20 protein-coding genes are annotated in these 22,723 nt (G+C 60.5%); 8 read left to right on the forward strand and 12 right to left on the reverse strand.

Going from position 1 to position 22,723, the window contains the following annotated elements; genetic code table 11:
• The 5 genes from ACA066_RS20965 to ACA066_RS20985 form a co-directional block, all read right to left on the reverse strand.
• Entirely contained in the window at positions 1–1,818 is a 1,818-nt protein-coding gene (locus ACA066_RS20965; protein WP_497696467.1) for an ABC transporter ATP-binding protein, read from the reverse strand.
• Entirely contained in the window at positions 1,811–2,449 is a 639-nt protein-coding gene (locus ACA066_RS20970; RefSeq protein ID WP_214377598.1) for a DsbA family protein, read from the reverse strand. Before ACA066_RS20970 ends, ACA066_RS20965 begins: the two co-directional genes overlap by 8 nt.
• A gap of 3 nt (positions 2,450–2,452) precedes the next feature.
• Positions 2,453–3,394, reverse strand: a complete 942-nt coding sequence (gene trhO, locus ACA066_RS20975; RefSeq protein ID WP_497696468.1) for an oxygen-dependent tRNA uridine(34) hydroxylase TrhO — start codon at positions 3,392–3,394, stop codon at positions 2,453–2,455.
• 163 nt (positions 3,395–3,557) lie between these two features.
• Positions 3,558–3,869: a BolA family protein gene (locus ACA066_RS20980; RefSeq protein WP_497696469.1), complete on the reverse strand. Its 312-nt coding sequence runs from the start codon at positions 3,867–3,869 to the stop codon at positions 3,558–3,560.
• 12 nt (positions 3,870–3,881) lie between these two features.
• Positions 3,882–4,412: a DUF2059 domain-containing protein gene (locus tag ACA066_RS20985; RefSeq protein WP_219095362.1), complete on the reverse strand. Its 531-nt coding sequence runs from the start codon at positions 4,410–4,412 to the stop codon at positions 3,882–3,884.
• Positions 4,413–4,604: 192 nt separating this feature from the next.
• Between ACA066_RS20985 and ACA066_RS20990 the strand changes: the two genes are divergently transcribed.
• Positions 4,605–5,999 (forward strand): class II fumarate hydratase, encoded by a 1,395-nt coding sequence (locus tag ACA066_RS20990; RefSeq protein ID WP_497699934.1) that lies wholly within the window; start codon positions 4,605–4,607, stop codon positions 5,997–5,999.
• 127 nt (positions 6,000–6,126) lie between these two features.
• Here the strand turns inward: ACA066_RS20990 and ACA066_RS20995 are convergent, their stop codons facing one another.
• The gene (locus tag ACA066_RS20995; protein ID WP_497696470.1) at positions 6,127–7,086 is read right to left on the reverse strand and encodes a DMT family transporter; all 960 of its coding nucleotides are present in this window, start codon (positions 7,084–7,086) and stop codon (positions 6,127–6,129) included.
• A 201-nt stretch (positions 7,087–7,287) separates the two neighbouring features.
• On the opposite strand from ACA066_RS20995, the gene ACA066_RS21000 reads away from it, so the two are divergent.
• Entirely contained in the window at positions 7,288–7,482 is a 195-nt protein-coding gene (locus tag ACA066_RS21000) for a DUF6316 family protein (protein ID WP_497696471.1), read from the forward strand.
• Positions 7,483–7,549: 67 nt separating this feature from the next.
• Here the strand turns inward: ACA066_RS21000 and ACA066_RS21005 are convergent, their stop codons facing one another.
• Complete coding sequence (locus ACA066_RS21005; RefSeq protein WP_497696472.1) at positions 7,550–8,734, reverse strand: thiolase family protein; 1,185 nt, start codon at positions 8,732–8,734, stop codon at positions 7,550–7,552.
• 101 nt (positions 8,735–8,835) lie between these two features.
• Complete coding sequence (gene pap, locus ACA066_RS21010) at positions 8,836–10,359, reverse strand: polyphosphate:AMP phosphotransferase (RefSeq protein WP_497696473.1); 1,524 nt, start codon at positions 10,357–10,359, stop codon at positions 8,836–8,838.
• A 240-nt stretch (positions 10,360–10,599) separates the two neighbouring features.
• Here pap and mnmC point away from each other — a divergent pair, with 240 nt between their 5' ends.
• The 5 genes from mnmC to ACA066_RS21035 all read left to right on the forward strand — a co-directional run bounded on the left by mnmC (position 10,600) and on the right by ACA066_RS21035 (position 18,095).
• Positions 10,600–12,579, forward strand: a complete 1,980-nt coding sequence (gene mnmC, locus ACA066_RS21015; protein ID WP_497696474.1) for a bifunctional tRNA (5-methylaminomethyl-2-thiouridine)(34)-methyltransferase MnmC2/FAD-dependent 5-carboxymethylaminomethyl-2-thiouridine(34) oxidoreductase MnmC1 — start codon at positions 10,600–10,602, stop codon at positions 12,577–12,579.
• Between the two features lie 176 nt (positions 12,580–12,755).
• Positions 12,756–14,528 (forward strand): N-acetylglutaminylglutamine amidotransferase, encoded by a 1,773-nt coding sequence (locus tag ACA066_RS21020; protein WP_497696475.1) that lies wholly within the window; start codon positions 12,756–12,758, stop codon positions 14,526–14,528.
• 3 nt (positions 14,529–14,531) lie between these two features.
• On the forward strand, positions 14,532–16,280 hold the full coding sequence (gene ngg / locus ACA066_RS21025) for an N-acetylglutaminylglutamine synthetase (protein ID WP_497696476.1): 1,749 nt from the start codon (positions 14,532–14,534) through the stop codon (positions 16,278–16,280).
• A gap of 186 nt (positions 16,281–16,466) precedes the next feature.
• Positions 16,467–17,657: an osmoprotectant NAGGN system M42 family peptidase gene (locus ACA066_RS21030; protein ID WP_497696477.1), complete on the forward strand. Its 1,191-nt coding sequence runs from the start codon at positions 16,467–16,469 to the stop codon at positions 17,655–17,657.
• A 210-nt stretch (positions 17,658–17,867) separates the two neighbouring features.
• Positions 17,868–18,095 (forward strand): YheU family protein, encoded by a 228-nt coding sequence (locus ACA066_RS21035; protein WP_003199186.1) that lies wholly within the window; start codon positions 17,868–17,870, stop codon positions 18,093–18,095.
• Between the two features lie 5 nt (positions 18,096–18,100).
• Here ACA066_RS21035 and csrA read toward each other — a convergent pair whose 3' ends face one another.
• The 3 genes from csrA to ACA066_RS21050 all read right to left on the reverse strand — a co-directional run bounded on the left by csrA (position 18,101) and on the right by ACA066_RS21050 (position 19,645).
• Positions 18,101–18,286 carry a carbon storage regulator CsrA gene (gene csrA / locus ACA066_RS21040; protein ID WP_214377609.1) on the reverse strand — a complete coding sequence of 62 codons (186 nt, stop codon included), beginning with the start codon at positions 18,284–18,286 and terminating at the stop codon, positions 18,101–18,103.
• Positions 18,287–18,431: 145 nt separating this feature from the next.
• On the reverse strand, positions 18,432–18,764 hold the full coding sequence (locus tag ACA066_RS21045; protein WP_084323730.1) for a YnfA family protein: 333 nt from the start codon (positions 18,762–18,764) through the stop codon (positions 18,432–18,434).
• Between the two features lie 65 nt (positions 18,765–18,829).
• On the reverse strand, positions 18,830–19,645 hold the full coding sequence (locus ACA066_RS21050) for an SDR family oxidoreductase (protein WP_497696478.1): 816 nt from the start codon (positions 19,643–19,645) through the stop codon (positions 18,830–18,832).
• Between the two features lie 280 nt (positions 19,646–19,925).
• Here ACA066_RS21050 and ACA066_RS21055 point away from each other — a divergent pair, with 280 nt between their 5' ends.
• On the forward strand, positions 19,926–20,084 hold the full coding sequence (locus tag ACA066_RS21055) for a DUF3309 family protein (RefSeq protein WP_174602692.1): 159 nt from the start codon (positions 19,926–19,928) through the stop codon (positions 20,082–20,084).
• 58 nt (positions 20,085–20,142) lie between these two features.
• Here the strand turns inward: ACA066_RS21055 and ACA066_RS21060 are convergent, their stop codons facing one another.
• Positions 20,143–22,236: an LTA synthase family protein gene (locus tag ACA066_RS21060; RefSeq protein ID WP_497696479.1), complete on the reverse strand. Its 2,094-nt coding sequence runs from the start codon at positions 22,234–22,236 to the stop codon at positions 20,143–20,145.
• Between the last annotated feature and the right edge of the window lie 487 nt (positions 22,237–22,723).

Raw genomic sequence — 22,723 nt, forward strand, 5'->3', positions numbered from 1 at the left:
CTAATGTTGCTGCAAATGCCCATACAGCTTGGCGTACAAACCACCATCAGCAATCAACTGCTGATGGTCGCCATCCTCTGCAATCTGCCCGCCATCGAACACCAGCACCCGGTCGGCCTGCTTCACCGCAGACAAGCGGTGCGCAATGATCAGCGTGGTGCGGTGGCTCAGGAACCGCGCCAACGCCTGGTGCAGGTTGTATTCGGTGGCGGCATCCAGCGCTGAGGTGGCTTCGTCGAGGATCACCACCTTCGGTTCGGCCAGCACCATCCGTGCAATCGCCAGGCGTTGGCGCTGACCACCGGACAGGCGCACGCCGGAACGCCCGACAATACTGTCCAGGCCGTTGGGCAGGTCTCGAACGGTCTGGTGCAGCTGCGCAATTTCCAGCGCTTGCCAGCAGGCTTCATCGCTGCGCTCGCGGCCCATGGTCAGGTTGGCGCGGATGGTGTCGTTGAACAGCGCCGGATGTTGCAGGACCACGGCGACATTTTCGCGAACCGTTTCCAGACCGATTTCCTGCTGGGTCGAACCACCGAAGCGGATCGTCCCGGCGAGTGGCGTGTACAGGCCCAGCAGCAACTGCACCAAGGTACTTTTTCCGCCACCGCTGGCGCCGACAATCGCGACTTTTTCACCGGGAGCGATGGACAGGTTCATCTGGTTCAGCACCAGCTCGTCGCCGTAACCGAAACTCAATCCCTGGACTTCGATACCGACGGTTTCGCGACCGTTGAACGGGTCGACCCCGACCGGGTATTCCGGCTCATCGGCACGGGCCAACAGTTCGTTGATCCGCGACAGCGCGCCACCCGCCGCGTAGTAGGCGTATTGCAGATTCAGCAGCTGTTCCACCGGACCGATCATGAACCACAGGTAGCTGAACACCGCGAGCATCTGGCCGATGGACAGGTCGGAGAACAACACCGTGAGCATGGCGGCGGCGCGGAAAATATCGATGCCGAACTGGAACAGCAAACCGCTGGCACGGTTAGAGGCATCGGTTTTCCACTGGGAGTTCACCGCGTAATCGCGCACCTCCCGCGCACGCTGGCCGAGGCGCCCGAGGAAAAAGCCCTGACGGTTGCCGGCGCGCACTTCCTGGATGGAATCGAGGGTTTCGGTTAACGCTTGAGTGAAGCGCGAGGTGCTGTCGTTCTCGAGTTTCTTCAGGTGTTTGACCCGCTTGCCCAGCAGCACCGTGGCGTAGATCACCAACGGGTTGAACAGCATGATCAGCAACGCCAGCTTCCAGTGCATCCAGATCAGAATGCTCGCCGTACCGACCAGCGTCAGCATGGCTACGAGGAAACGGCTGAGGGTTTCGCCGACGAATTTGTCCACGGTATCCAGGTCAGTGACTAGGTGCGTGGTCACCGTGCCGCTGCCCAGGCTTTCGTATTCGCCCAGCGAGATGCGCTTGAGCCGTTCGATCAGCCGTATGCGGATGCGGTAGACGATGTCTTTCGCCAACGCCGCGAACAACCGCGCCTGCACCACGTTGAACAGCAAGGCGCCACAGCGCAGCAACAAGGTCACCAGCAGCATCAGGCCGATGTAGCCCGCCGCTTTCTGCCAACCTTCGGGCAGCGCGTGGTTCATGATTTTCAGTGCAGAGTCGCCATGCCCCAGCAGCACTTCGTCCACCAGCAACGGCAAGAGCAAGGGAATCGGCACGCTGCACAACGTTGCCAGCACGGCCACGCCGTTGGCGATCCACAGGGCTTTCTTGTGATGCAAGGCCAGGCGACGGATTTCCGCCCAGCTCAGACGGTCGACACGTGTAGCGGTTGCGGTGTCGTCAGGCTGGTCATGCACAGGCAGCGCGCTCCAGCCAGCGGCCGAGCAGCGGTGACAGGACGCTCAGAGGCTGATAGCCATTGGTCAACAACGCCAATTGACCATCACGCTCAGCCAGTAAGGTGGGGAAACCGGCGATGCCGAGGTCCTGCACCCAAGTGAAATCGGCCGCTGTCGCGGCATGTTGATCGGCGCGGTCGAACGCGGCCGCGAACTCGATGCGCGGCAAACCGGCCTGCTCCGCCAACTCCACCAGCACACTGGCGTGGGTGACATCGCGGCCTTCTGCGTAAAACGCATGCTGGATCAGACCGAGCAGTTTCCACGCGCAATCCGGTGCCAGGCTGCGCGCCGTCACCAACGCCCGACAGGCGGGCTCGGTGTCGTACACAAAGCCTTCGGGCAATGCGCCTTCGGTCTTGAACGGCTGGCCCGTGGCCTCGGTGACCGCTTGCCAATGTTCAAGAATGTAGCGCCGGGTGGTCGGCTCCAGCGCCGAACCACTGCCGGTGCGCAAGCCGCCCACCACCAGATGCACGTCCACACCCGCCGCCTGCGCCTGTTCGACCAGCGCATTGGCCACCGGTGCAAAGCCCCAGCACCAGGAACACATCGGGTCCATCACATAGAGCAGGCGGCGAGCAGACATGGTTCAAGCCTCGGAGGGGGTTTGCTTGTAGTTGTAGCCGATCGGGTGAGGCATGTTGCGCGCCTTGGCCAGTTCGATCTGCTTTTGCCGATCGATGGCGCTGCGACGGGTCTTCTCGCTCAGCTTATCCCAGCAATGCGGGCAACTGATGCCAGCCACATAGTGCTCGGACGCGCGGTCTTCGACGCTCACCGGCGTACGACAGGCGTGACACTGATCGTAGTCGCCTTCGCTCAGGTCATGGCGCACGGTCACGCGGTTGTCGAAGACGAAGCAGTCGCCCTGCCACTTGGTTTCTTCCTTCGGCACCTCTTCGAGGTACTTCAGAATGCCACCCTTGAGGTGATAGACCTCGTCGAAACCCTGGCTGAGCATGTAGCTCGAGGCCTTTTCGCAACGAATGCCGCCGGTGCAGAACATCGCGACTTTCTTGTGCACGGCCGGGTCGAAATTGGCTTTGATGTAGTCGGGGAATTCGCGAAAACTGGTAGTTTTCGGGTCGATGGCGCCTTCGAAGGTGCCGATCGAAACCTCGTAGTCGTTGCGCGTGTCGATCAACAGCACTTCCGGATCGCTGATCAGCGCGTTCCAGTTCTCTGGATCAACGTAGGTGCCGACCTTTTTGTTCGGGTCCACGCCTTCGACACCGAGGGTGACGATTTCTTTCTTCAGTTTGACTTTGGTGCGATAGAACGGCTGCTCGTCGCAGTACGACTCTTTGTGGTCGATGTCGTCCATGCGCGGGTCGTTCTTGAGCCAGGCCATCAGCCCGTCGATGCCTTCGCGGCTGCCGGAGACGGTGCCGTTGATGCCTTCTTCGGCGATCAGCAGCGTGCCTTTGATGCCGTTGTCGACCATCGCCTGCAGCAGGGGCTCGCGCAGGTCGACGTAGTTTTCCAGAGTGACGAACTTATACAGTGCCGCCACGACAATCTGTTGTGTCATGGGTGATTCTCCAGGTGGCTACCCTCGTAAGGGGTGAACCGGATGCGAAAAAAAACGCGCCGGGTAAGCGGCGCGTTGCGGATTGTAGCAAAGGAGCAGCGGTTAGCGGCAAGCTTCAAGCGGCAAGCCAGAAGCGCGATGCCTTGAACTTGCAGCTTGCAGCTTAAAGCTGTTGTTGCTGCTTCTCTCCGCCGGCGCAGGTCGGTGAAGCCGGGGCCGCGTCGATCTGTGCCCACTCTTCAGGCGTGTAGGTATGCAGCGCCAACGCATGGAACTCGCCCATCAGCTCGCCGAGCGTGCCGTAGACTTTCTGGTGACGCTTGACGCGATTGAGCCCTTCGAACTGCTGGCTGACCACCACGGCCTTGTAATGGGTTTGCAACCCACGACTGTGCATATGGCTTTCATCCAGCACTTGCAGGTGCTCGGGCTGTAACAGGCCCAGCGTCGATTCGATGCGTTGTTGCATGGTCATACCCGGCTCCGCTTAAGGCTTTTTCTTGGCAGCAGGAGCAGCAGCGCCGGCTTTAGGATCCAGCTCGTTGGTCATGTCAGCCAGCAGTTTGTTGACCACAGGCACCGCGCTTTCCAGCTTGGCTTGGGTCATCTGGGCCGATTGCTGAGTCAGCTGCGGCATTTTTTCCAGGACTTTCTTGCCCAGTGGCGACTGGTAGAACGCCACCAGGTCCTTGAGCTCGGATTCGCTGAAGTTGGTGGTGTAGAGCTTGACCATGTCCGGCTTCAGCTTGTTCCAGCCAATGGCTTGGTCCAGAGCGGCGTTAGCTTTGGCCTGATAGGTTTCCAGCAGCGCCTTTTTCGATTCAGGGGCTTTGGTCTGTTCAAAGCGCTGAGCGAACATTTGCTGCACTTGCATGTACACCGGAGTGCCCAATTTGTCAGCGTGCGCCAGGGTCAGGAAAGCCTCGGCACTGGCGTTGTGGCTGGCGGTATCGGCAAAAACAGGGCCGCTGGCGCAAACCAGTGCAACCGCGGTACAGATGGCACGAAGACGAGTCATCGAGTTTCCTTTTCTAGCAGGCGAGGTCAAACCCCAAGGGCGTCCATTCTGCGCCTAAAAAACTGTGTCACTCAACCCCAAGCCTTGTCGGGCCTGATTTAGAGGGGTTGAATGGTCAAAATGCAGACCGATGGAACCACGGCCGGCGGTCACGGCCTAAACTGCGCTATCAGACTGACAGGAGTGTGCATGATGAGCCGTATCGAGACCGACAGCCTTGGCGAGGTGGAAGTGCCGGATGAGGCCTACTGGGGTGCTCAGACGCAACGCTCGCTGATTAACTTCGCCATCGGCAACGAACGTATGCCGCTGGCGGTGCTACACGGGCTGGCGTTGATCAAGAAGGCCGCGGCGCGGGTCAATGATCGCAATGGCGACCTGCCGGCCGACATCGCCCGGCTGATCGAACAGGCCGCCGACGAAGTGCTCGACGGCAACCATGACGACCAGTTCCCGCTGGTGGTCTGGCAGACCGGCAGCGGCACCCAGAGCAACATGAACGTCAACGAAGTGATCGCCGGGCGCGCCAACGAACTGGCCGGCAACCCGCGCGGCGGCAAGTCGCCGGTGCACCCCAACGATCACGTCAACCGCTCGCAGAGCTCCAACGACTGCTTCCCCACCGCGATGCACATCGCCGCCGCGCAGGCGGTGCAGCAACATTTGCTGCCAGCGATCAGCGAACTGTCCGGCGGGTTGGCGGAGTTGTCCGCGCGCCATATGAAACTGGTCAAAACCGGTCGGACGCACATGATGGACGCCACGCCGATCACCTTCGGCCAGGAACTCTCGGCGTTCATCGCACAACTGGACTACGCCGAACGGGCGATCCGCAGCGCCCTGCCCGCCGTGTGTGAACTGGCCCAGGGCGGCACCGCGGTCGGCACCGGGCTGAACTCACCACACGGTTTTGGCGAAGCGATCGCCTCCGAGCTGGCCGCGCTCTCCGGTCTGCCGTTTGTCACCGCACCCAACAAGTTCGCCGCACTGGCGGGCCACGAGCCGCTGACCACGTTGTCCGGCGCGCTGAAAACCCTGGCCGTGACCCTGATGAAAATCGCCAACGACCTGCGTCTGCTGGGTTCCGGGCCGCGTGCCGGTTTTGCCGAAGTTAAATTGCCGGCCAACGAACCCGGCAGCTCGATCATGCCCGGCAAGGTCAACCCGACCCAGTGCGAAGCGCTGTCGATGCTGGCGTGTCAGGTGCTGGGCAACGACGTGGCAATCGGTTTCGCCGCCAGTCAGGGGCACTTGCAGCTGAACGTGTTCAAACCGGTGATCATCCACAACCTGCTGCAATCGATCCGTTTGCTGGGCGATGGATGCAGCAATTTCCAGCAGCATTGCATCGCCGGACTGGAGCCGGATGCCGAGAAAATGGCTGAACACCTGGAGCGTGGTTTGATGCTGGTGACGGCGCTGAACCCGCATATCGGGTATGACAAATCGGCGGAGATTGCCAAGAAAGCGTACGCCGAAGGGCTGACGTTGCGCGAGGCGGCGTTGCAGTTGGGATATCTGACGGATGAACAGTTTGATGCGTGGGTAAGGCCGGAGAATATGCTTGAGGCTGGGGCCAAGAGCTGAGTTTTACGGTGACTGTTAGTCAGTCTTCGCGGGCAAGCCTTGCTCCTACAGGTTTTGTGTCGGTCACAGACATCGTGAACGACTCAATACCTGTAGCAGGCTTGCCCGCGATGAACGATAACGCGGTCTAACCTGCCGCCATCCGCACCTTCCGGGCCTTGAGCCCCGCAATCAACGACGGCCCCAACGCCACCAGCGCCGACCCCAGCACCACCAGCACCGCCCCGCCATACCCCAGACCATTGATCGTCTCGGCATGCACATACTCCGGCCACAACCAGGCCGCTATGGCGACGGCCGCAAACGTCACCAACGGCGTGATCGCCAGCGTCGCACTCACCCGCGAGGCTTCCCAGTGCGCCAGCGCTTCGGCAAACGCGCCATACGCAATCAGCGTGTTCATGCAGCACGCCAGCAATAGCCAGCCCTGCAGCGGAGTCAGTTGCAGCGCTTCCAGCGGATGCACCCACGGCGTCAGCAACAGCCCGCAGAACAGATAGATCACCATCATCACCTGCAACGAATTCCACACCGTCAGCAATTGCTTCTGCCCAAGGGCGTAAAAGGTCCAGACCGTGGACGCCAACAACACCAGCAGCACACCCGCCGTGTAGTCAGTCAGCGAGGTGAGCAACTCGGCCAGGCGCTGATTGAAAAACAGCCCGAAGCCAATCAGCAGCACCAGCAGGCCAATGCCCTGCCCCACGCTGAAACGTTCCTTGAACACAAACAGGCTGGCGATCAGCAACATGATCGGGCCCATCTGCACCACCAACTGCGCCGTGCCGGGGCTGAGCAGATTCAGGCCCATCAAATACAACACGTAGTTGCCCACCAGGCCGAGCACCGCCATCAGCACCAGCCAGCCACCGCGCGGCCCGAGCACTTTGCGGCTCGGCAGGCGTCTGGTGGCTGCCAGGTAAATGAACAGGCAGCCGCCGGACATCATCAGCCGAAACCAGGTCACCGTGACCGGGTCCATCACCAGCAGCACTTGCTTGAGTTTGATCGGCAGGATTCCCCACAACAACGCGGTCAACAAGGCCAGGAACAGGCCGTAAACCCAGCGACCGGATGAAATGTGCATGCGTACCCCGAGGCCAGATGGCAAGAATCGTCATTCTAGGCGCAGCAGCGCCTGGCACACAGGGACAGTTGGCAAGCGGACGCAAATGAAACTGTGCGGGTCGCAGCAATAAATTGGCGATATGCCGTCGATCGGTTGGTCAGGCGCTGTAAGCGGTTCATGCATAAGCTCATTGGATCTACCCACCTTCAGGAGACCGCCATGTATGGCATGCGCGCCCAGGACAACGCCCCCGCCACGCACTTTCGCAGTGACCGGATGTGTCGGGTAAACGGGGAGTTGTATTTCAGTACCCGGGAAAACACGTTGGAGGGGCCGTTTGAAAACCCGGAGGCGGCTGCGCGGGAGATCGAGGCTTATGTTGCGCGGATGCAGCTTTTGGGCACCAGTCGTTAGACCGAGGCGCTGCCATCGCCGGCTTGCCGGCGATGGCGATGTAACAATCACCATAAACGCTTAAGGCTTAACGCACCGCTTCAAACAACCCGGTCGCTCCCATCCCGCCCCCAACGCACATGGTCACAACGCCGTAACGCAAATTCCGCCGCTGCAATTCCCGCACAAGATGCCCGACCTGACGCGACCCGGTCATGCCGAACGGGTGACCGATGGAAATCGAGCCGCCATTGACGTTGTACTTCTCGTTATCGATCCCCAGCCGGTTGCGGCTGTACAGGCATTGCGAAGCGAACGCTTCGTTGAGCTCCCACAGGTCAATGTCGGCAACCTGCAAACCCTTGGCCTTGAGCAACTTCGGCACCGAGAACACCGGGCCGATGCCCATTTCGTCCGGTTCGCAACCTGCCACGGTGAAACCGCGAAAGAACGCCTTCGGCTTCAACCCCAGTTCCAGCGCTTTTTCCAGGCTCATCACCAGCGTCATCGACGCGCCATCGGACAGCTGCGACGAGTTGCCAGCCGTGACCGAACCGTCTTCGGCAAACACCGGTTTCAATCCCGCCAGACTCTCCAGCGTAGTGTCCGGACGATTGCAGTCGTCGCGATCGACGACACCGTCAAGGATCTGCACCTGACCGGTGGCCTTGTCTTCAACGCGATACTTCACCGCCATCGGCACGATTTCATCGTCGAACAGCCCGGTGACCTGCGCCTGAGCTGTACGTTGCTGACTTTGCAAGGCGTACAGGTCCTGTTCTTCACGGCTGACATTGTAACGATGGGCGACGATTTCAGCGGTCTGGCCCATGGGGAAGTAGATGCCCGGCACCTGCTCTTTCAACAGCGGGTTGATCAGGTTGTCGGTGTTGACGCTTTTCATGGTCAAGCTGATGGACTCGACGCCACCGGCGACGATGATGTCGCTGCAACCCGAAGCGATCTGGTTGGCGGCGATGGCAATCGCCTGCAAGCCCGACGAGCAGAACCGGTTGAGGGTCATGCCGGCGGTGCCGGTGCCCAGGCGTGACAGCACCGCCACGTTGCGACCGATGTTGTAGCCTTGGGCGCCTTCGTTGGACCCGGCGCCGACGATGCAATCCTCGACGCTGGCCGGGTCGATGCCCGAGCGTGTCAGCAGTGCATTGACGCAGTGAGCCGCCATGTCGTCCGGACGGGTCTGGTTGAACTTGCCGCGAAAGGACTTGGCCAGGCCGGTCCGCACGCTGTCGACGATCACCACTTCACGCATGGCATACCTCATTGTTGTTATGGGTTGAGAGTGGATCGAGCATAAGTCCACCCGTTACCGGTCGCGACAATCATTCACCCCGCGTATGCGTAGCCATCGGCTCACACCTTGAGTTTTTTCAGCTTCTTCTCGTGCTTGTCGGACTTTTCGAACGCCTCTTCCAGCGCCTGGTTGAGCGTGCGCAAGACCTTGACCCGAGCCCAGCGCTTGTCGTTGGCTTCCACCAGTGTCCAGGGCGAAATTTCGGTACTGGTGCGGTCAACCATGTCGCCGACTGCGGCTCGGTAGGCATCCCACTTTTCCCGATTGCGCCAGTCGTCTTCGGTGATCTTGAAGCGTTTGAAGGGGATCTGTTCGCGCTCTTCGAAGCGCTCCATTTGCGTTTCTTTGTCGATGGCCAGCCAGAACTTGACCACGATCACCCCGGCATCGGCGATCTGCTCTTCGAAGTCGTTGATTTCACTGTAGGCGCGTAGCCAATCCGCCGGGCTGCAAAAGCCTTCGATACGCTCCACCAGCACCCGGCCATACCAGGAGCGGTCAAACACGGTGAACTTTCCTCGCGCCGGAATATGTCGCCAGAACCGCCACATATACGGGTGCGCCCGCTCCTCCTCGGTGGGTGCAGCAATCGGCACGATGCTGTACTGGCGCGGGTCAAGCGCTGCCGCAACCCGCCGGATCGCCCCGCCCTTGCCTGCCGCGTCGTTGCCTTCGTATACCGCGATCAAGGCGTGGCGGCGCATGCGTTTATCGCGCATCAACCCCGAGAACCGTGCTTGCTCGGTGATCAGTTGCTCTTCGTAATCGTCCTTGTCCAGATGCAGGGTCAGGTCGAGGCTGTCGAGCAGGTTGACCTGATCGACGCTGCTGCCCAAGGGCGCGGCGCTGACTTTAACCGGGTGAATCTTCGATCGTTTCAAGGCGCCTTGCAGGCCTTCGAGCAGAATCTTGCCGACCGCCAGGCTCCGATAGCGCGGGTCCAACCCGGCGATCACATGCCAGGGTGCGTAGTCGCGGCTGGTGCGGCGCAAAATGCGTTCGCCGTATTTCACGAACTTGTCGTAAGTCTGCGATTGCTGCCAGTCCAGCGGGCTGATGCGCCAGCTGTGCAGCGGGTCGTCGGCCAGCGCCTTGAGGCGCGCCTTCATTTGTTTCTTGGAGAGGTGGAACCAGAACTTGAAGATCAGCGCGCCTTCGTCGCACAACATTTTCTCCAGGCGCTCGGCCGCATTGATGCCCTGATCGAGCCGCGGGTCCTTGAACACGCCATGCACCCTGGCCTGCAACATCTGGCTGTACCAGTTACCGAAAAAAATCCCCATGCGCCCCTTGGCCGGGAGCATCCGCCAGTAACGCCAGGCCGGTGGCCGCGCCAGTTCTTCGTCGGTCTGCTGATCGAAGGTGCGGACCTCGATCAGCCGCGGGTCCATCCATTCGTTGAGCAACTTCACCGTCTCGCCCTTGCCGGCGCCTTCAATGCCGTTGATCAAAATGATCACCGGAAAACGCTTTTGCTGCTGAAGTTCGAACTGCGCCTCGAGCAGTGCCTCACGCAGCGCCGGCACTTCGGCCTCATAGGTTTCTTTGTCGATGACGTGACCGATTTCAGCAGATTCGAACATGGAGGGCTCCCTTTCCAGATTGAGGCAAGACTAGCGGATTGGGCAGCTGGACGACGGGGAAATTCCTCGTGATGTTGCACCGTTCTTTGTAGGAGCATGGCTTGCCAGCGAAGGCGTACTTGAGGACGCCTTCGCTGGCAAGCCATGCTCCTACGAAAAGCGGTTCGAGTCCGCACCATCATCACCGCCCGATTATCGGCGATCGGCTAGAATGGCCGCCTTGCCGTTGCCGAGCCTGCCATGAAACCTGTATTGCCCCACGCCCAGCTCGACTGGGACGACCAAGGCCTCCCGCGTTCGCGGGTGTTCGATGATGTGTATTTTTCCGACCTGTCCGGGCTGGATGAAACCCGTTACGTCTTCCTCGAACAGAACGCACTGCGTGAACGATTTGCGGCGTTGCCGGTGGGCGGGAAGCTGGTGATTGGCGAGACCGGTTTTGGTACCGGGCTGAATTTTCTGTGCGCCTGGCAGTTGTTCGAACAACACGCGGTGGCCGGTGCGCGTTTGCACTTTATCAGTGTCGAAAAGTACCCGTTGAGTGCGCCTGATCTGCAACGGGCGCTGGCGTTATGGCCAGAGCTCAAGCGGTTTGCCGATCAGTTGCTCGCGCAGTACGTGGCGATCCATCAAGGCTTCCAGCGGCTGGTACTGGATAACGGTCGCGTGACGTTGACCCTGTTGATCGGCGATGCGCTGGAACAGTTGCCGCAACTGGACGCACAGATCGATGCCTGGTTTCTCGACGGTTTCGCCCCGGCGAAAAACCCCGATATGTGGACCGCCGAATTGTTTGCTGAACTTGCCCGGCTTGCGGCACCCGGCTCGACCATCAGCACCTTCACCAGCACCGGTTGGGTGCGCCGCTTGCTGAACGCGGCGGGCTTCAAGATGAAGCGCACGCCAGGCATCGGCCACAAATGGGAAATCCTGCGCGGCACGTTCCTCGGCTGGCCTGAAGAAGTCCTGGCGCCCGCTGCGTCCAAACCATGGTTTACACGTCCGACGCCGCTGACCGGCGAACGTCGGGCACTGGTGATCGGTGCCGGCCTGGCCGGCTGCGCGACGGCCGCCAGCCTCGCGGCGCGGGGTTGGCAAGTCAGTTTGCTGGAGCGTCACGATGCGCTGGCGCAGGAAGCCTCGGGCAATCCTCAGGGCGTGCTTTACCTCAAGCTATCGGCCCATGGCACGGCGTTGTCGCAACTGATTGTCAGTGGATTCGGTTACACCCGCCGCTTGCTGGAGCAGTTGCAACGAGGCGTCGACTGGGACGGATGCGGCGTGCTGCAACTGGCCTTCAACGCCAAGGAGGCCGAGCGTCAGGCGCAGCTGGCGCAGGCGTTTCCCGAAGACTTGCTGTACACACTCGATAGAGAACAGGCAGAGGCGCGTGCGGGTATCGGCCTGCAATGGGGCGGGTTGTATTACCCCGAAGGCGGATGGGTGCATCCGCCGGCCTTGTGCCAATGGCAAGCGAAGCACCCCAATATCCGGATTCTGACGCATCACGATGTACTCGAGCTGCGTCGAACGGAAGGACACTGGCAAGCCTGGGATGGCGACACGTTGCTGGCCGATGCGCCGGTGGTGGTATTGGCCGGCGCCGCCGAGATCAAGCGTTTCCCTTACAGCAGCGAGTTGCCGCTCAAGCGCATTCGCGGGCAGATCACCCGCCTGCCCCAGACGCCTGAGAGCCAAAGCCTGAGCACCGTGGTCTGCGCCGAAGGTTATGTCGCCCCGGCACGATTGGGTGAACATACGCTGGGCGCCAGTTTCGATTTCAACAACGACGACCTGACACCGACCGCCGCCGAGCATGCCGGTAATCTGCAGATGCTCGAAGAAATCTCCGCAGACCTGCTCACCCGGCTCGGCGCGGACACATTACAGCCCCAAGCTCTCGAGGGTCGTGCAGCGTTTCGCTGCACCAGCCCGGATTACCTGCCGATTGTCGGGCCGCTGGCCGATGCTCAGGCGTTCGCCGACGCCTACAGCGCCCTGAGCAAGGATGCCCGGCAAATCCCGGACATCCCTTGCCCCTGGCTGGATGGCTTGTACGTCAACAGCGGCCACGGTTCGCGCGGCCTGATCACCGCACCGTTATCAGGCGAATTGCTTGCTGCGTGGCTGGATAACGAACCGCTGCCATTGCCCAGAGCCGTGGCCGAGGCGTGTCATCCGAATCGCTTTGCCTTGCGGCGTTTGATTCGCGGCAAATGAGGCACTTGGTTGCCAGGTTTGCGACGTTTTGTACCCAAAGCCTTTGGGCGCACCCAGCCCCCTTATTACTTATCGATCTAAAACTCCCACGATCCCACCGGGTCAGTTTCTGAGTACCCGCCGTTTCGGCGCGGTATCGATTGACCCTCCCCAACGGAAAAACCGGTAAGGACTTTATGTGTGGATTAGCTGGCGAGTTACGCTTTGATCATCAACCTGCGGACCTTGCAGCCGTTGAACGAATCACCCATCACCTGGCACCTCGCGGACCTGACGCGTGGGGCTTTTTCAGCCAGGGGCCGATTGCCCTTGGCCATCGTCGCCTGAAAATCATGGACCTGTCGGACGGCTCGGCGCAGCCGATGGTCGACAATCAATTGGGCCATTCCCTGGCCTTCAACGGCGCGATCTATAACTTCCCGGAGCTGCGTGCCGAATTGGAAAACCTCGGTTACGCCTTCTATTCCGGCGGCGACACCGAAGTGCTGCTCAAGGGTTATCACGCCTGGGGCGAGGCGCTGCTGCCGAAACTCAACGGCATGTTCGCCTTTGCCATTTGGGAGCGCGACGCCAAGCGCCTGTTCATCGCCCGCGACCGTCTCGGCGTGAAGCCGCTGTACCTGTCGCGCACCGGCCAGCGCCTGCGCTTTGCTTCTGCTCTGCCGGCGCTGCTCAAGGGCGGTGACATCAACCCGATCCTCGATCCGGTGGCGCTCAATCACTATTTGAACTTCCACGCGGTGGTCCCGGCGCCCCGCACCCTGCTGGCCGGCATTGAAAAACTGCCTCCCGCGACCTGGATGCGCATCGAAGCCGACGGCAGCACCGAGCAGAAAACCTGGTGGACCCTGCCCTACGGCCCCCACGCGGACGAGATGAACCTGACACTCGAAGACTGGCGCGATCGCGTACTCGACAGCACCCGCGATGCCGTGGCGATCCGTCAACGGGCGGCGGTGGATGTCGGCGTGCTGCTGTCGGGCGGTGTCGACTCGAGCATGCTGGTCGGTCTGTTGCGTGAAGTCGGCGTGGAAAACCTGTCGACCTTCTCCATCGGTTTCCAGGATGCCGGCGGCGAGCGTGGCGACGAGTTTCAGTATTCGGACCTGATTGCCAAGCATTACGGCACTCAGCACCACCAACTGCGCATCGATGAAAAAGAGATCATCGAGCAACTGCCGGCGGCGTTCCGAGCGATGAGTGAGCCGATGGTCAGTCATGACTGCATCGCTTTCTATCTGTTGTCCCGCGAAGTGGCCAAGCATTGCAAAGTGGTGCAGAGCGGCCAGGGTGCGGACGAGTTGTTTGCCGGTTATCACTGGTATCCGCAGGTCGATGGCGCGGCCGATCCCTACGCGGCTTATCGCGATGCGTTCTTCGACCGCAGCTACGAGGACTACGCCGCCACTGTTCAGCCGAAATGGCTGACCGCAAATGATGCTGCCGGCGACTTCGTGAAGGAACATTTCGCACAACCCGGCGCCGATGCGGCGGTAGACAAAGCCTTGCGTCTGGACAGCACCGTGATGCTGGTGGACGACCCGGTCAAACGCGTCGACAACATGACCATGGCCTGGGGCCTGGAAGCGCGTACACCGTTTCTCGACTATCGCCTGGTGGAGTTGTCGGCGCGGGTGCCGGGTAAATTCAAACTGCCGGACGGCGGCAAGCAAGTGTTGAAAGAGGCGGCGCGGCTGGTGATTCCGAGCGAAGTCATCGACCGCAAGAAAGGTTACTTCCCGGTGCCGGGTCTCAAGCATTTGCAAGGCGATACGTTGAACTGGGTACGCGAACTGCTGCTGGATCCGAGTCAGGATCGCGGCCTGTTCAACCCGGCGATGCTCGACCGTCTGCTGACCGATCCACAAGGCCAGTTGACCCCGTTGCGCGGCTCCAAGCTGTGGCAATTGGCGGCCCTGAACCTGTGGCTCAGCGAACAAGGAATCTGACCGATGAAACCTCACGCCACGGCGTATAGCCAGCGCCTGTTGCGCGGTCAGGCGCCCTCTTACGAACGCTTGCAGGCGCGTCTGGCCGAAGACGGCAGCGAATTGGGCGTCGCACCGATTGCCGTGCATTGCGGTTGGGGCCGGCTGCTGATCGGCCACACGTTCCCCGATCCGGCAAGCCTCGCCCAGGAGTTACTCAACGAGCAGCCGGGTGAGCGCGACATTGCCCTGTACGTCGCCGCGCCCCAGCAAGTGTTGGGGCTGGAGCCCGCACAGTTGTTTCTTGATCCGTCTGACACCTTGCGGTTGTGGTTCAGCGATTACCGGCAGGCGACCCGCGTGTTCCGCGGTTTTCGCATTCGTCGCGCACAAAGCGATGCGGACTGGCAGGCGATCAATCAGCTGTATCAGGCGCGTGGCATGTTGCCGATCGACGCGAATCTGCTGACCCCTCGTCATCTGGGCGGCCCGGTGTATTGGCTGGCCGAAGACGAGGACAGCGGCGCGATCATCGGCAGCGTCATGGGCCTCAATCACCACAAGGCGTTCAACGATCCGGAAAACGGCAGCAGCCTCTGGTGCCTGGCCGTCGACCCGCACTGTTCGCGTCCCGGTGTCGGTGAAGTGCTGGTGCGGCATTTGATCGAGCACTTCATGAGCCGTGGGCTGAGTTACCTCGATCTGTCAGTGCTGCATGACAACCGCCAGGCGAAAAGTCTTTACTCCAAACTCGGTTTTCGCAACCTGTCGACCTTTGCGATCAAGCGCAAGAACGGGATCAATCAGCCGTTGTTTCTGGGCCCAGGCCCGGAAGCCGAGTTCAATCCGTATGCGCGAATCATCGTTGATGAAGCCCATCGGCGCGGCATCGAAGTACAGGTCGATGATGCCGAAGCGGGCCTGTTCACCTTGATCCATGGCAGTCGGCGGGTCCGTTGCCGTGAGTCACTAAGCGACCTGACCAGTGCCATCAGCATGACGTTGTGCCAGGACAAGAGCCTGACCCACAAGGTCCTGAAAAATGCCGGCCTGAACCTGCCCGCGCAACAGCGCGCGGGGAATGCCGATGACAATCTGGCATTTCTCGACGAGCACGAACGGGTGGTGGTCAAACCGCTGGATGGCGAACAGGCCCAAGGGGTGGCGGTGGATTTGCGGACGATTGAAGAGGTACAGCAAGCCATCGAATCCGCCCGCCGCTTCGACACTCGTGTGTTGCTGGAAAGTTTCCACGAAGGCCTCGACCTGCGGATTCTGGTCATCGGTTTTGAAGTGGTCGCCGCTGCGATTCGCCGGCCGGCGGAAGTGGTGGGTGATGGGCAGCATTCCATCGGCGCGCTGATCGAAGCCCAGAGTCGGCGACGGCAGGCCGCCACCAGCGGCGAAAGCAAAATCCCGCTGGACTCTGAAACCCAGCGAACCTTGCAGGCGGCCGGGTACGACTACAGCAGCATTCTGCCGGCGGGCGAGCATCTGTTCGTACGGCGTACGGCGAATCTGCATACCGGCGGTGTGCTTGAAGATGTCACGGCGATCCTGCATCCGACCCTGGTGGATGCCGCCGTGCGCGCGGCGCGGGCGCTGGATATTCCGATGGTCGGGCTGGACCTGATGGTGCCGGCGGCGGATCAACCGGAGTATGTGTTTATCGAAGCCAATGAGCGCGCCGGGTTGGCCAACCATGAGCCGCAGCCGACGGCCGAGCGGTTTGTGGATTTGTTGTTTGCGCATAGTCAGACGGCAGTCTCTTAGTGATGTAGTGCCTGTGAGGCCGTCTTCGCGGGCAAGCCTTGCTCCTACAGGTTTTGCGTCGCCAGAAATATCGCGCACGACGCTATCCCTGTAGGAGCGAGGCTTGCCCGCGATGGCGGCCTCATAGGCGCCAAAAAACTCTTCCTCATCGAAACCATCGATGCGCTTACCTCATCAGGAGTTTCAATGACCAGTAAAATCCCCGAACCAGACCTGAGCTACCTGCAAAAAGTCCTGCTGGAAATGCTCGCCATTCCCAGCCCCACCGGGTTCACCGATACCATCGTGCGCTACGTCGCCGAGCGGCTTGAAGAATTGGGCATTCCTTTCGAGATGACCCGCCGCGGCACGATCCGCGCCACGCTCAAGGGCAAGAAAAACAGCCCGGACCGCGCCGTTTCCGCTCACCTCGACACCATCGGCGCCGCCGTTCGCGCCGTCAAAGACAATGGCCGCCTGACGCTGGCGCCGGTCGGGTGCTGGTCCAGCCGTTTCGCCGAAGGCAGCCGCGTCAGCCTGTTTACCGACAACGGCGTCATCCGGGGCAGCGTATTGCCGTTGATGGCGTCCGGGCATGCGTTCAATACCGCCGTGGATGAGATGCCGATCAGTTGGGATCACATCGAACTGCGCCTGGACGCCTATTGCGCCACCCGCGCCGATTGCGATTCTCTGGGGATCAGCGTCGGCGATTTCGTGGCCTTCGATCCCTTACCGGAGTTCACCGAAAGCGGCCACATCAGCGCCCGACACCTCGACGACAAGGCCGGCGTTGCTGCATTGTTGGCGGCGTTGAAAGCCATCGTCGACAGCGGCGAAGAACTGATGATCGACTGCCATCCGCTGTTCACCATCACCGAGGAAACCGGCAGCGGCGCGGCGGCGGCGTTACCTTGGGACGTCAGCGAATTCGTCGGCATCGACATCGCGCCGGTCGCGCCCGGCCAGCATTCCAGCGAACACGCGGTCAGCGTGGCAATGCAGGATTCCGGCGGGCCTTATGACTATCACTTGTCCCGGCACTTGCTGCGGCTGGCCAGCGACAACGAGTTGCCGGTGCGCCGCGACCTGTTCCGCTATTACTTCAGCGACGCGCATTCGGCGGTCACCGCCGGCCATGACATCCGCACCGCCCTGCTCGCCTTCGGTTGCGACGCAACTCACGGCTACGAACGCACGCACATCGACAGCCTCGCCGCCCTTAGCCGCCTGCTCGGCGTCTACATTCTCAGCCCGCCGGTATTCGCCAGCGATGCACAGCCTGCCAAGGGTTCGCTGGACCGGTTCAGTCATCAGATCGAACATGACACGCAGATGGAAAGCGATACGCGGGTGCCGTCGGTGGATAGCCTGGTGGGGCAGCGGTCCGAGAGCTGATCCTGGATTTTCGTCGTCTGACCTGACTCCTTCGCGGGCAAGCCTTGCTCCTACAGGTTTTGCGTCGATCCAGAATATTGTGATCAACAAGAAACCTGTAGGAGCAAGGCTTGCCCGCGAAGACGTCAGATCAGGCAACCCATGAGCCCAAGGCTAGCCGCAACCCTCCATTCGCCGTAGCATCGCGCCCATTGTTTAGCCGAGGTGCCTATGCTGATTCCCCACGACCAACTTGAAGTCGACACCCTGACACGCCTGATCGAAGATTTCGTGACCCGTGACGGCACCGACAACGGCGATGACACGCCGCTGGAAACCCGCGTATTGCGGGTTCGCCAGGCGTTGACCAAGGGCCAGGCGCTGATTGTCTTCGATCCGGAAAGCGAGCAGTGCCAGTTGATGCTCAAACACGACGTGCCCAAGCACCTGTTTGACTGACGCCTTCAACGTGCCTTGGTTTTCGCCAGTTTGACCTGGATGCGCTCGTAGACCTCTGCCCGGTGCACGTTGACGTTCTGCGGCGCCTCGACGCCGAAGCGCACGCTGTTTCCATTGACGGCCAGAATGCGCACGGAAATGGTGTCACCGATGGAGATCATTTCACCCACAACGCGGCTGAGTACAAGCATGGCATTCGTCCTTCAGGGTTATCGAACCCTGAAGATGCCCGGTGCGCGGCGGACCTTCAATGCAGCGGGAGCAAATCAGTCCCGCCCTACAGTTCCAACCGAACGCCTCCTTAGGAAACGTCCGACAAACCCTGGGAACGAAGCGTCAGGAAGCGGAAAAACGCGGGCCGAACAGGATAACGCTCGCACCGATCACACACAGCGCCACGCCGATCCAGTCCGAACCCAGCGGACGAATCCGTTCGACCACCGCCAGCCAGCCAATCGACGCAATGATGTAGATGCCACCGTAGGCGGCATAGGCGCGTCCGGCGTAGGTCGCCTCGACACGGGTCAGCAGCAGCGCGAACAACGTCAGGCTGAGCAACGCCGGCACGACCCACCAGACGCTTTTACCCTGGCGCAACCACATCCAGAAGGCAAAGCAGCCAGCGATTTCAAGCAGCGCGGCGAGGAAAAACCACAGGTAATTGAGCATACAAAGCGTCTCGCAAGGATGACCGATGGCCGCCACCCTAACGACGACGTTGTCGACGGGCAAGTTCAGCCTGCGGTCTGTTTGGCCTTGGCGCGCATTTTATCGGCCATGACGGCCATCTCATCGTAGAGCAGTTGCGGATTCTTCTGCTTCAGCGCCCACGCCATGCGCCCCTGTTCGTGGGGCAGGATCATGAATTCGCCGGCGGCCACGTGCTGATAGATGTAGTCGGCGATGTCGGTCGCGGTGATCGGCGAGCTTTCCAGCAATTTGCCGACCTGGGCTTTCATTGCCGGCGTCGGGCCGCGGAAGGAATTCAGCAGGTTGGTCTGGAAGAACGAAGGGCACACCACGTGCACGCCAATTTCCTGCTGCGCCAGTTCGATCAGCAGGCTTTCGGACAACGCCACCACGCCGGCCTTGGCCACGTTGTAGTTGCTCATGGCCGGGCCTTGCATCAACGCAGCCATCGACGCGATATTGATGATCTTGCCTTTGCTTTTTTCCAGCAGCGGCAGGAACGCCTTGCAGCCTTTGACCACGCCCATCAGGTTGATCGCGATCTGCCAGTCCCAGTCCTCAAGGGACAGTTCGCTGAAGAACCCGCCCGAGGCAACGCCGGCGTTGTTGACGATGACATCGATGCCGCCGAGTTTCACTTCACAAGCCTGGGCGAAAGCGGTGAGCTGACTGTAATCACGCACATCGCAGCGCTGGATAAAACCGTCGCCGCCAGCTTCGCGAACCAGCTTCAGGGTTTCCTGCAGACCGGGCTCGCTGACATCCGACAAGGCCAGTTGCCAGCCTTCCCGCGCCCAGCGCAGCGCGATTTCGCGACCCAGGCCCGAGCCCGCGCCAGTGATCATCATGCGATTTTGCATAGCAAACAGCCTTGTTGTTCCGGGGAAGATGCGTCGAGTGTAACGAAGGACATCGCCCAACCCACGCTCCATCAGATTGCTGAATGGCCTGAGCAAACCGCGCTCGCGTACGGATCAACTTCTCCCCTCAAAAAAGAAATAAACCTATCTTCGAAAAACATTAAAAAAACTTGGAATTTTCTGTCACTCGCGACAGTCGGATTTTGTAAGCAGCTCGGGTTTATTGCATTCCAGCTGACAATTAAACGCCAGGTAACTCCAGAACACTTCCAACAAGGAAATAGACATGGGCACAATCCTAATCATTATTCTGATCCTCCTGCTGGTAGGTGGCCTGCCGGTCTTCCCTCACTCCAGAAGTTGGGGTTATGGTCCGTCGGGTATCATCGGCGTGGTGTTGGTGGTGCTGTTGATCCTGCTGTTACTCGGCAAGATATAAAGCATTAGCAAAAAAAGAGGCCCTTGAAAAAGAGCCTCTTTTTTATTGCGCCGAAAACTCAGTCCGGCTTGCCGTCAACCACACCGGCGGTGTTGTCGATCAGGCTTTTGGTCGCCGTCTGGATGAACGACTCGAGTTTCTGTTTAAGGGCCGCTTCGTCAGCCGACGCCGGGATCACTTGACCTTTCGGATTGGCGCCCAGTTCGTATTGATACAGCTTCGCCGGCATATCTTTGGGCAATACCAACACGCGGTCTGCGGTCAGCAACGCGACGGTCTGATCGCTACCCGACGGTTTGATCACGCCGAAACCCTTGTCGCCTTCCGGCAGGTTCAGCAAGTCACGACCCCAGCACTGGTGGACCACGTCGCCACCGATACGGCCCATGATGGTCGGCACGATGTCGATCTGGGTGCCTACGGTGTGGTCGACCTGGCCGAATTTGTCCTGGACGCCCGGTCCGATCAGCAGCATCGGTACGTTGAAACGGCCCAGGTCCATTTCAGTGATCTGCTGTTCGTTGCCGAAGCCGTGGTCGCCGACGACCACGAACAGGGTTTCCTTGAAGTACGGCTCCTTGCGCGCCTTCTCGAAGAACTGACCCAGCGCCCAGTCGGCGTAACGCATGGCGGTCAAGTGTTCGTTGAGGCTGCCACGGTCGGTCACGCGCTCGACCGGCAACGGTGTCGGCAATGCGTATGGCGTGTGGTTGGACAAGGTCTGCAGCAAGGCATAGAACGGTTTTTTGTCCTTGCCGTCGCGGGCCTTCAACTCTTCCAGACCCCGGTTGAACATGTCCTGGTCGGACACGCCCCAGGTCGGGTCGGAGAACACCGGGTTCACGAAGTCGTTACGCCCGATGAAGTTGGTCATGCCCTGGTTGCTGAAGAAGCCCGACTGATTGTCCCAGGCGAAGTCGCCGTTGTAGACATACACGTCGTCGTAGTCACGGGCGCTGAGCAGTTGCGGCAGGCCAGACAGTTTGTGGCTGCCTTCCGGCGTCTGCATCAGGTATTCGAAACCCGGCAGGTTCGGGAAGCAGGCCATGGTGGCGAACATACCCTGGTGGGTGTGCGTGCCGTTGGAGAAGAAGCGGTCGAACAACAGGCCTTCTTTCGACAGTTTGTCGAGGTACGGCGTGATGTTGCCCGGCGCACCCAGGGCGCCGACCGAATGACCGGCCATGCTTTCCATCAGGATGACGACAACGTTCTTGATCGGCAGTGTCTTGTCAGCCGGCGGCGTGTAGTCGCGACGTACCGCTGCGATATCGGCATCCACCAGTTTGTCGTTCGGCATTACCAGCATGTCGCGCACGATTTGCTGCGCTTGCGGCTGCGGCAGCGTGGCCTTCCAGATGTTGTCGCGTTCTTCGGACATCCGGCTCTTGGCCGCCGCGATCAGCGACAAAGTGCCGTTGAGGCCCAACTGGTTGGCGAAGTTCGAGTCAGTGGTGTAGACGTCACCCCAGCGCAGCGGCGGCCCTTGGCGCAAGGTGCCGCGAGCCGCGACCACGCAGACCAGCAAACACACCACAAACACTGCGATGCGCGAATACCACGGGGCGATCTGGCGAGTGCCGATGCTGCCGCCGCTGAACGGACCGCGAGGACGGGTTGCACGGTCGGCGCCCTTGAACGCCAGGGTCAGGATCAAGGTGCCCACGGCCCAGGCCAGCAGGTAGCGAACCACCGGGAAACCGTACCAGAGCATGCTCATCACGGTTTTCGGGTCTTCCTTCACATACTGGAAGACCAGGCCGTTGAGGCGCTGGTGGAATTCGCGGTAGAAGTCCATCTCCATCAGGCCGAGGAACAGCGCGATGCTCGACGCGATGGTCAGCCAGAATCGGAAGAACCCGCGGGCGGCCATGGCCCGGGCGCTGAACAGGGCCAACAACAGCGGAATGCTGAGGTAGACGACCAGGCGCAGGTCGAAGCGCAGGCCGTTGGCGAACGCTTCAAAAAAGGTCGAGGCCGGGGTGTCGAGGATCATCTCGCGGTTGTAGACCAGCAGCGCCACGCGCAGCAGGCTGAACATGACCATCATGACCAAGGCACACAGCAGCGTGTAGGCCAGATGCGATTTGACGGTCGGTTGCAGCAGGCGACTAGAAGCTCGCTGCTGACTCAGGGCGTCCGGGATTGCCATGTCGTTTTAGGACCCATTGGAAGTTGAAGTTTCAAAAATACAGCTGCGCCCTGCCCTCTGTCGGCCAGTTCTCGGCCCCGGGGTTTGCGCGGTGCGCAAATGTTGCACGATCAATCGCGGCATTGCCATTGATTACTGACCTGCACGGCTGGTGCGGGCGAATTGTCTTGGAGGCTTTGTGAAAATTTTGTGCAACGCATATTCGGAAACATAAAAAAGCTCAGCGATTTGCTGGGTCTTTGGGATGGTGGCGCTTTCGACTGGGGGCATATCCATTTTTTTGGTGATGGCTGATTATGGTTCCGCCCTTACGGCGGGTTACTTGGAAGAGCGCCAAGTAACCAAGCGCTTTTGCCCCTTTCGTTCGGTGCCTCGCCTAGGCTCGGCATGCCCTCCTTCCGGTCCTGCTCCGTGGGCCCGCCGCCATCGGTCATCCATGGCCGGGGGCGGCTAACCCGGCATCCATGCCGGGTTGCCCACTGCGCAG

This window comes from Pseudomonas sp. LBUM1651, assembly GCF_059716135.1.

Excerpts from the sequence above, each read along its gene's own strand:
- ACA066_RS20970 (WP_214377598.1), bottom strand. The coding sequence starts at position 2,449 with ATGTCTGCTCGCCGCCTGCTCTATGTGATGGACCCGATGTGTTCCTGG.
- trhO (WP_497696468.1), bottom strand. The coding sequence starts at position 3,394 with ATGACACAACAGATTGTCGTGGCGGCACTGTATAAGTTCGTCACTCTG.
- ACA066_RS20980 (WP_497696469.1), bottom strand. The coding sequence starts at position 3,869 with ATGACCATGCAACAACGCATCGAATCGACGCTGGGCCTGTTACAGCCC.
- ACA066_RS20985 (WP_219095362.1), bottom strand. The coding sequence starts at position 4,412 with ATGACTCGTCTTCGTGCCATCTGTACCGCGGTTGCACTGGTTTGCGCC.
- ACA066_RS20990 (WP_497699934.1), top strand. The coding sequence starts at position 4,605 with ATGAGCCGTATCGAGACCGACAGCCTTGGCGAGGTGGAAGTGCCGGAT.
- ACA066_RS20995 (WP_497696470.1), bottom strand. The coding sequence starts at position 7,086 with ATGCACATTTCATCCGGTCGCTGGGTTTACGGCCTGTTCCTGGCCTTG.
- ACA066_RS21000 (WP_497696471.1), top strand. The coding sequence starts at position 7,288 with ATGTATGGCATGCGCGCCCAGGACAACGCCCCCGCCACGCACTTTCGC.
- ACA066_RS21005 (WP_497696472.1), bottom strand. The coding sequence starts at position 8,734 with ATGCGTGAAGTGGTGATCGTCGACAGCGTGCGGACCGGCCTGGCCAAG.
- pap (WP_497696473.1), bottom strand. The coding sequence starts at position 10,359 with ATGTTCGAATCTGCTGAAATCGGTCACGTCATCGACAAAGAAACCTAT.
- mnmC (WP_497696474.1), top strand. The coding sequence starts at position 10,600 with ATGAAACCTGTATTGCCCCACGCCCAGCTCGACTGGGACGACCAAGGC.
- ACA066_RS21020 (WP_497696475.1), top strand. The coding sequence starts at position 12,756 with ATGTGTGGATTAGCTGGCGAGTTACGCTTTGATCATCAACCTGCGGAC.
- ngg (WP_497696476.1), top strand. The coding sequence starts at position 14,532 with ATGAAACCTCACGCCACGGCGTATAGCCAGCGCCTGTTGCGCGGTCAG.
- ACA066_RS21030 (WP_497696477.1), top strand. The coding sequence starts at position 16,467 with ATGACCAGTAAAATCCCCGAACCAGACCTGAGCTACCTGCAAAAAGTC.
- ACA066_RS21035 (WP_003199186.1), top strand. The coding sequence starts at position 17,868 with ATGCTGATTCCCCACGACCAACTTGAAGTCGACACCCTGACACGCCTG.
- csrA (WP_214377609.1), bottom strand. The coding sequence starts at position 18,286 with ATGCTTGTACTCAGCCGCGTTGTGGGTGAAATGATCTCCATCGGTGAC.
- ACA066_RS21045 (WP_084323730.1), bottom strand. The coding sequence starts at position 18,764 with ATGCTCAATTACCTGTGGTTTTTCCTCGCCGCGCTGCTTGAAATCGCT.
- ACA066_RS21050 (WP_497696478.1), bottom strand. The coding sequence starts at position 19,645 with ATGCAAAATCGCATGATGATCACTGGCGCGGGCTCGGGCCTGGGTCGC.
- ACA066_RS21060 (WP_497696479.1), bottom strand. The coding sequence starts at position 22,236 with ATGGCAATCCCGGACGCCCTGAGTCAGCAGCGAGCTTCTAGTCGCCTG.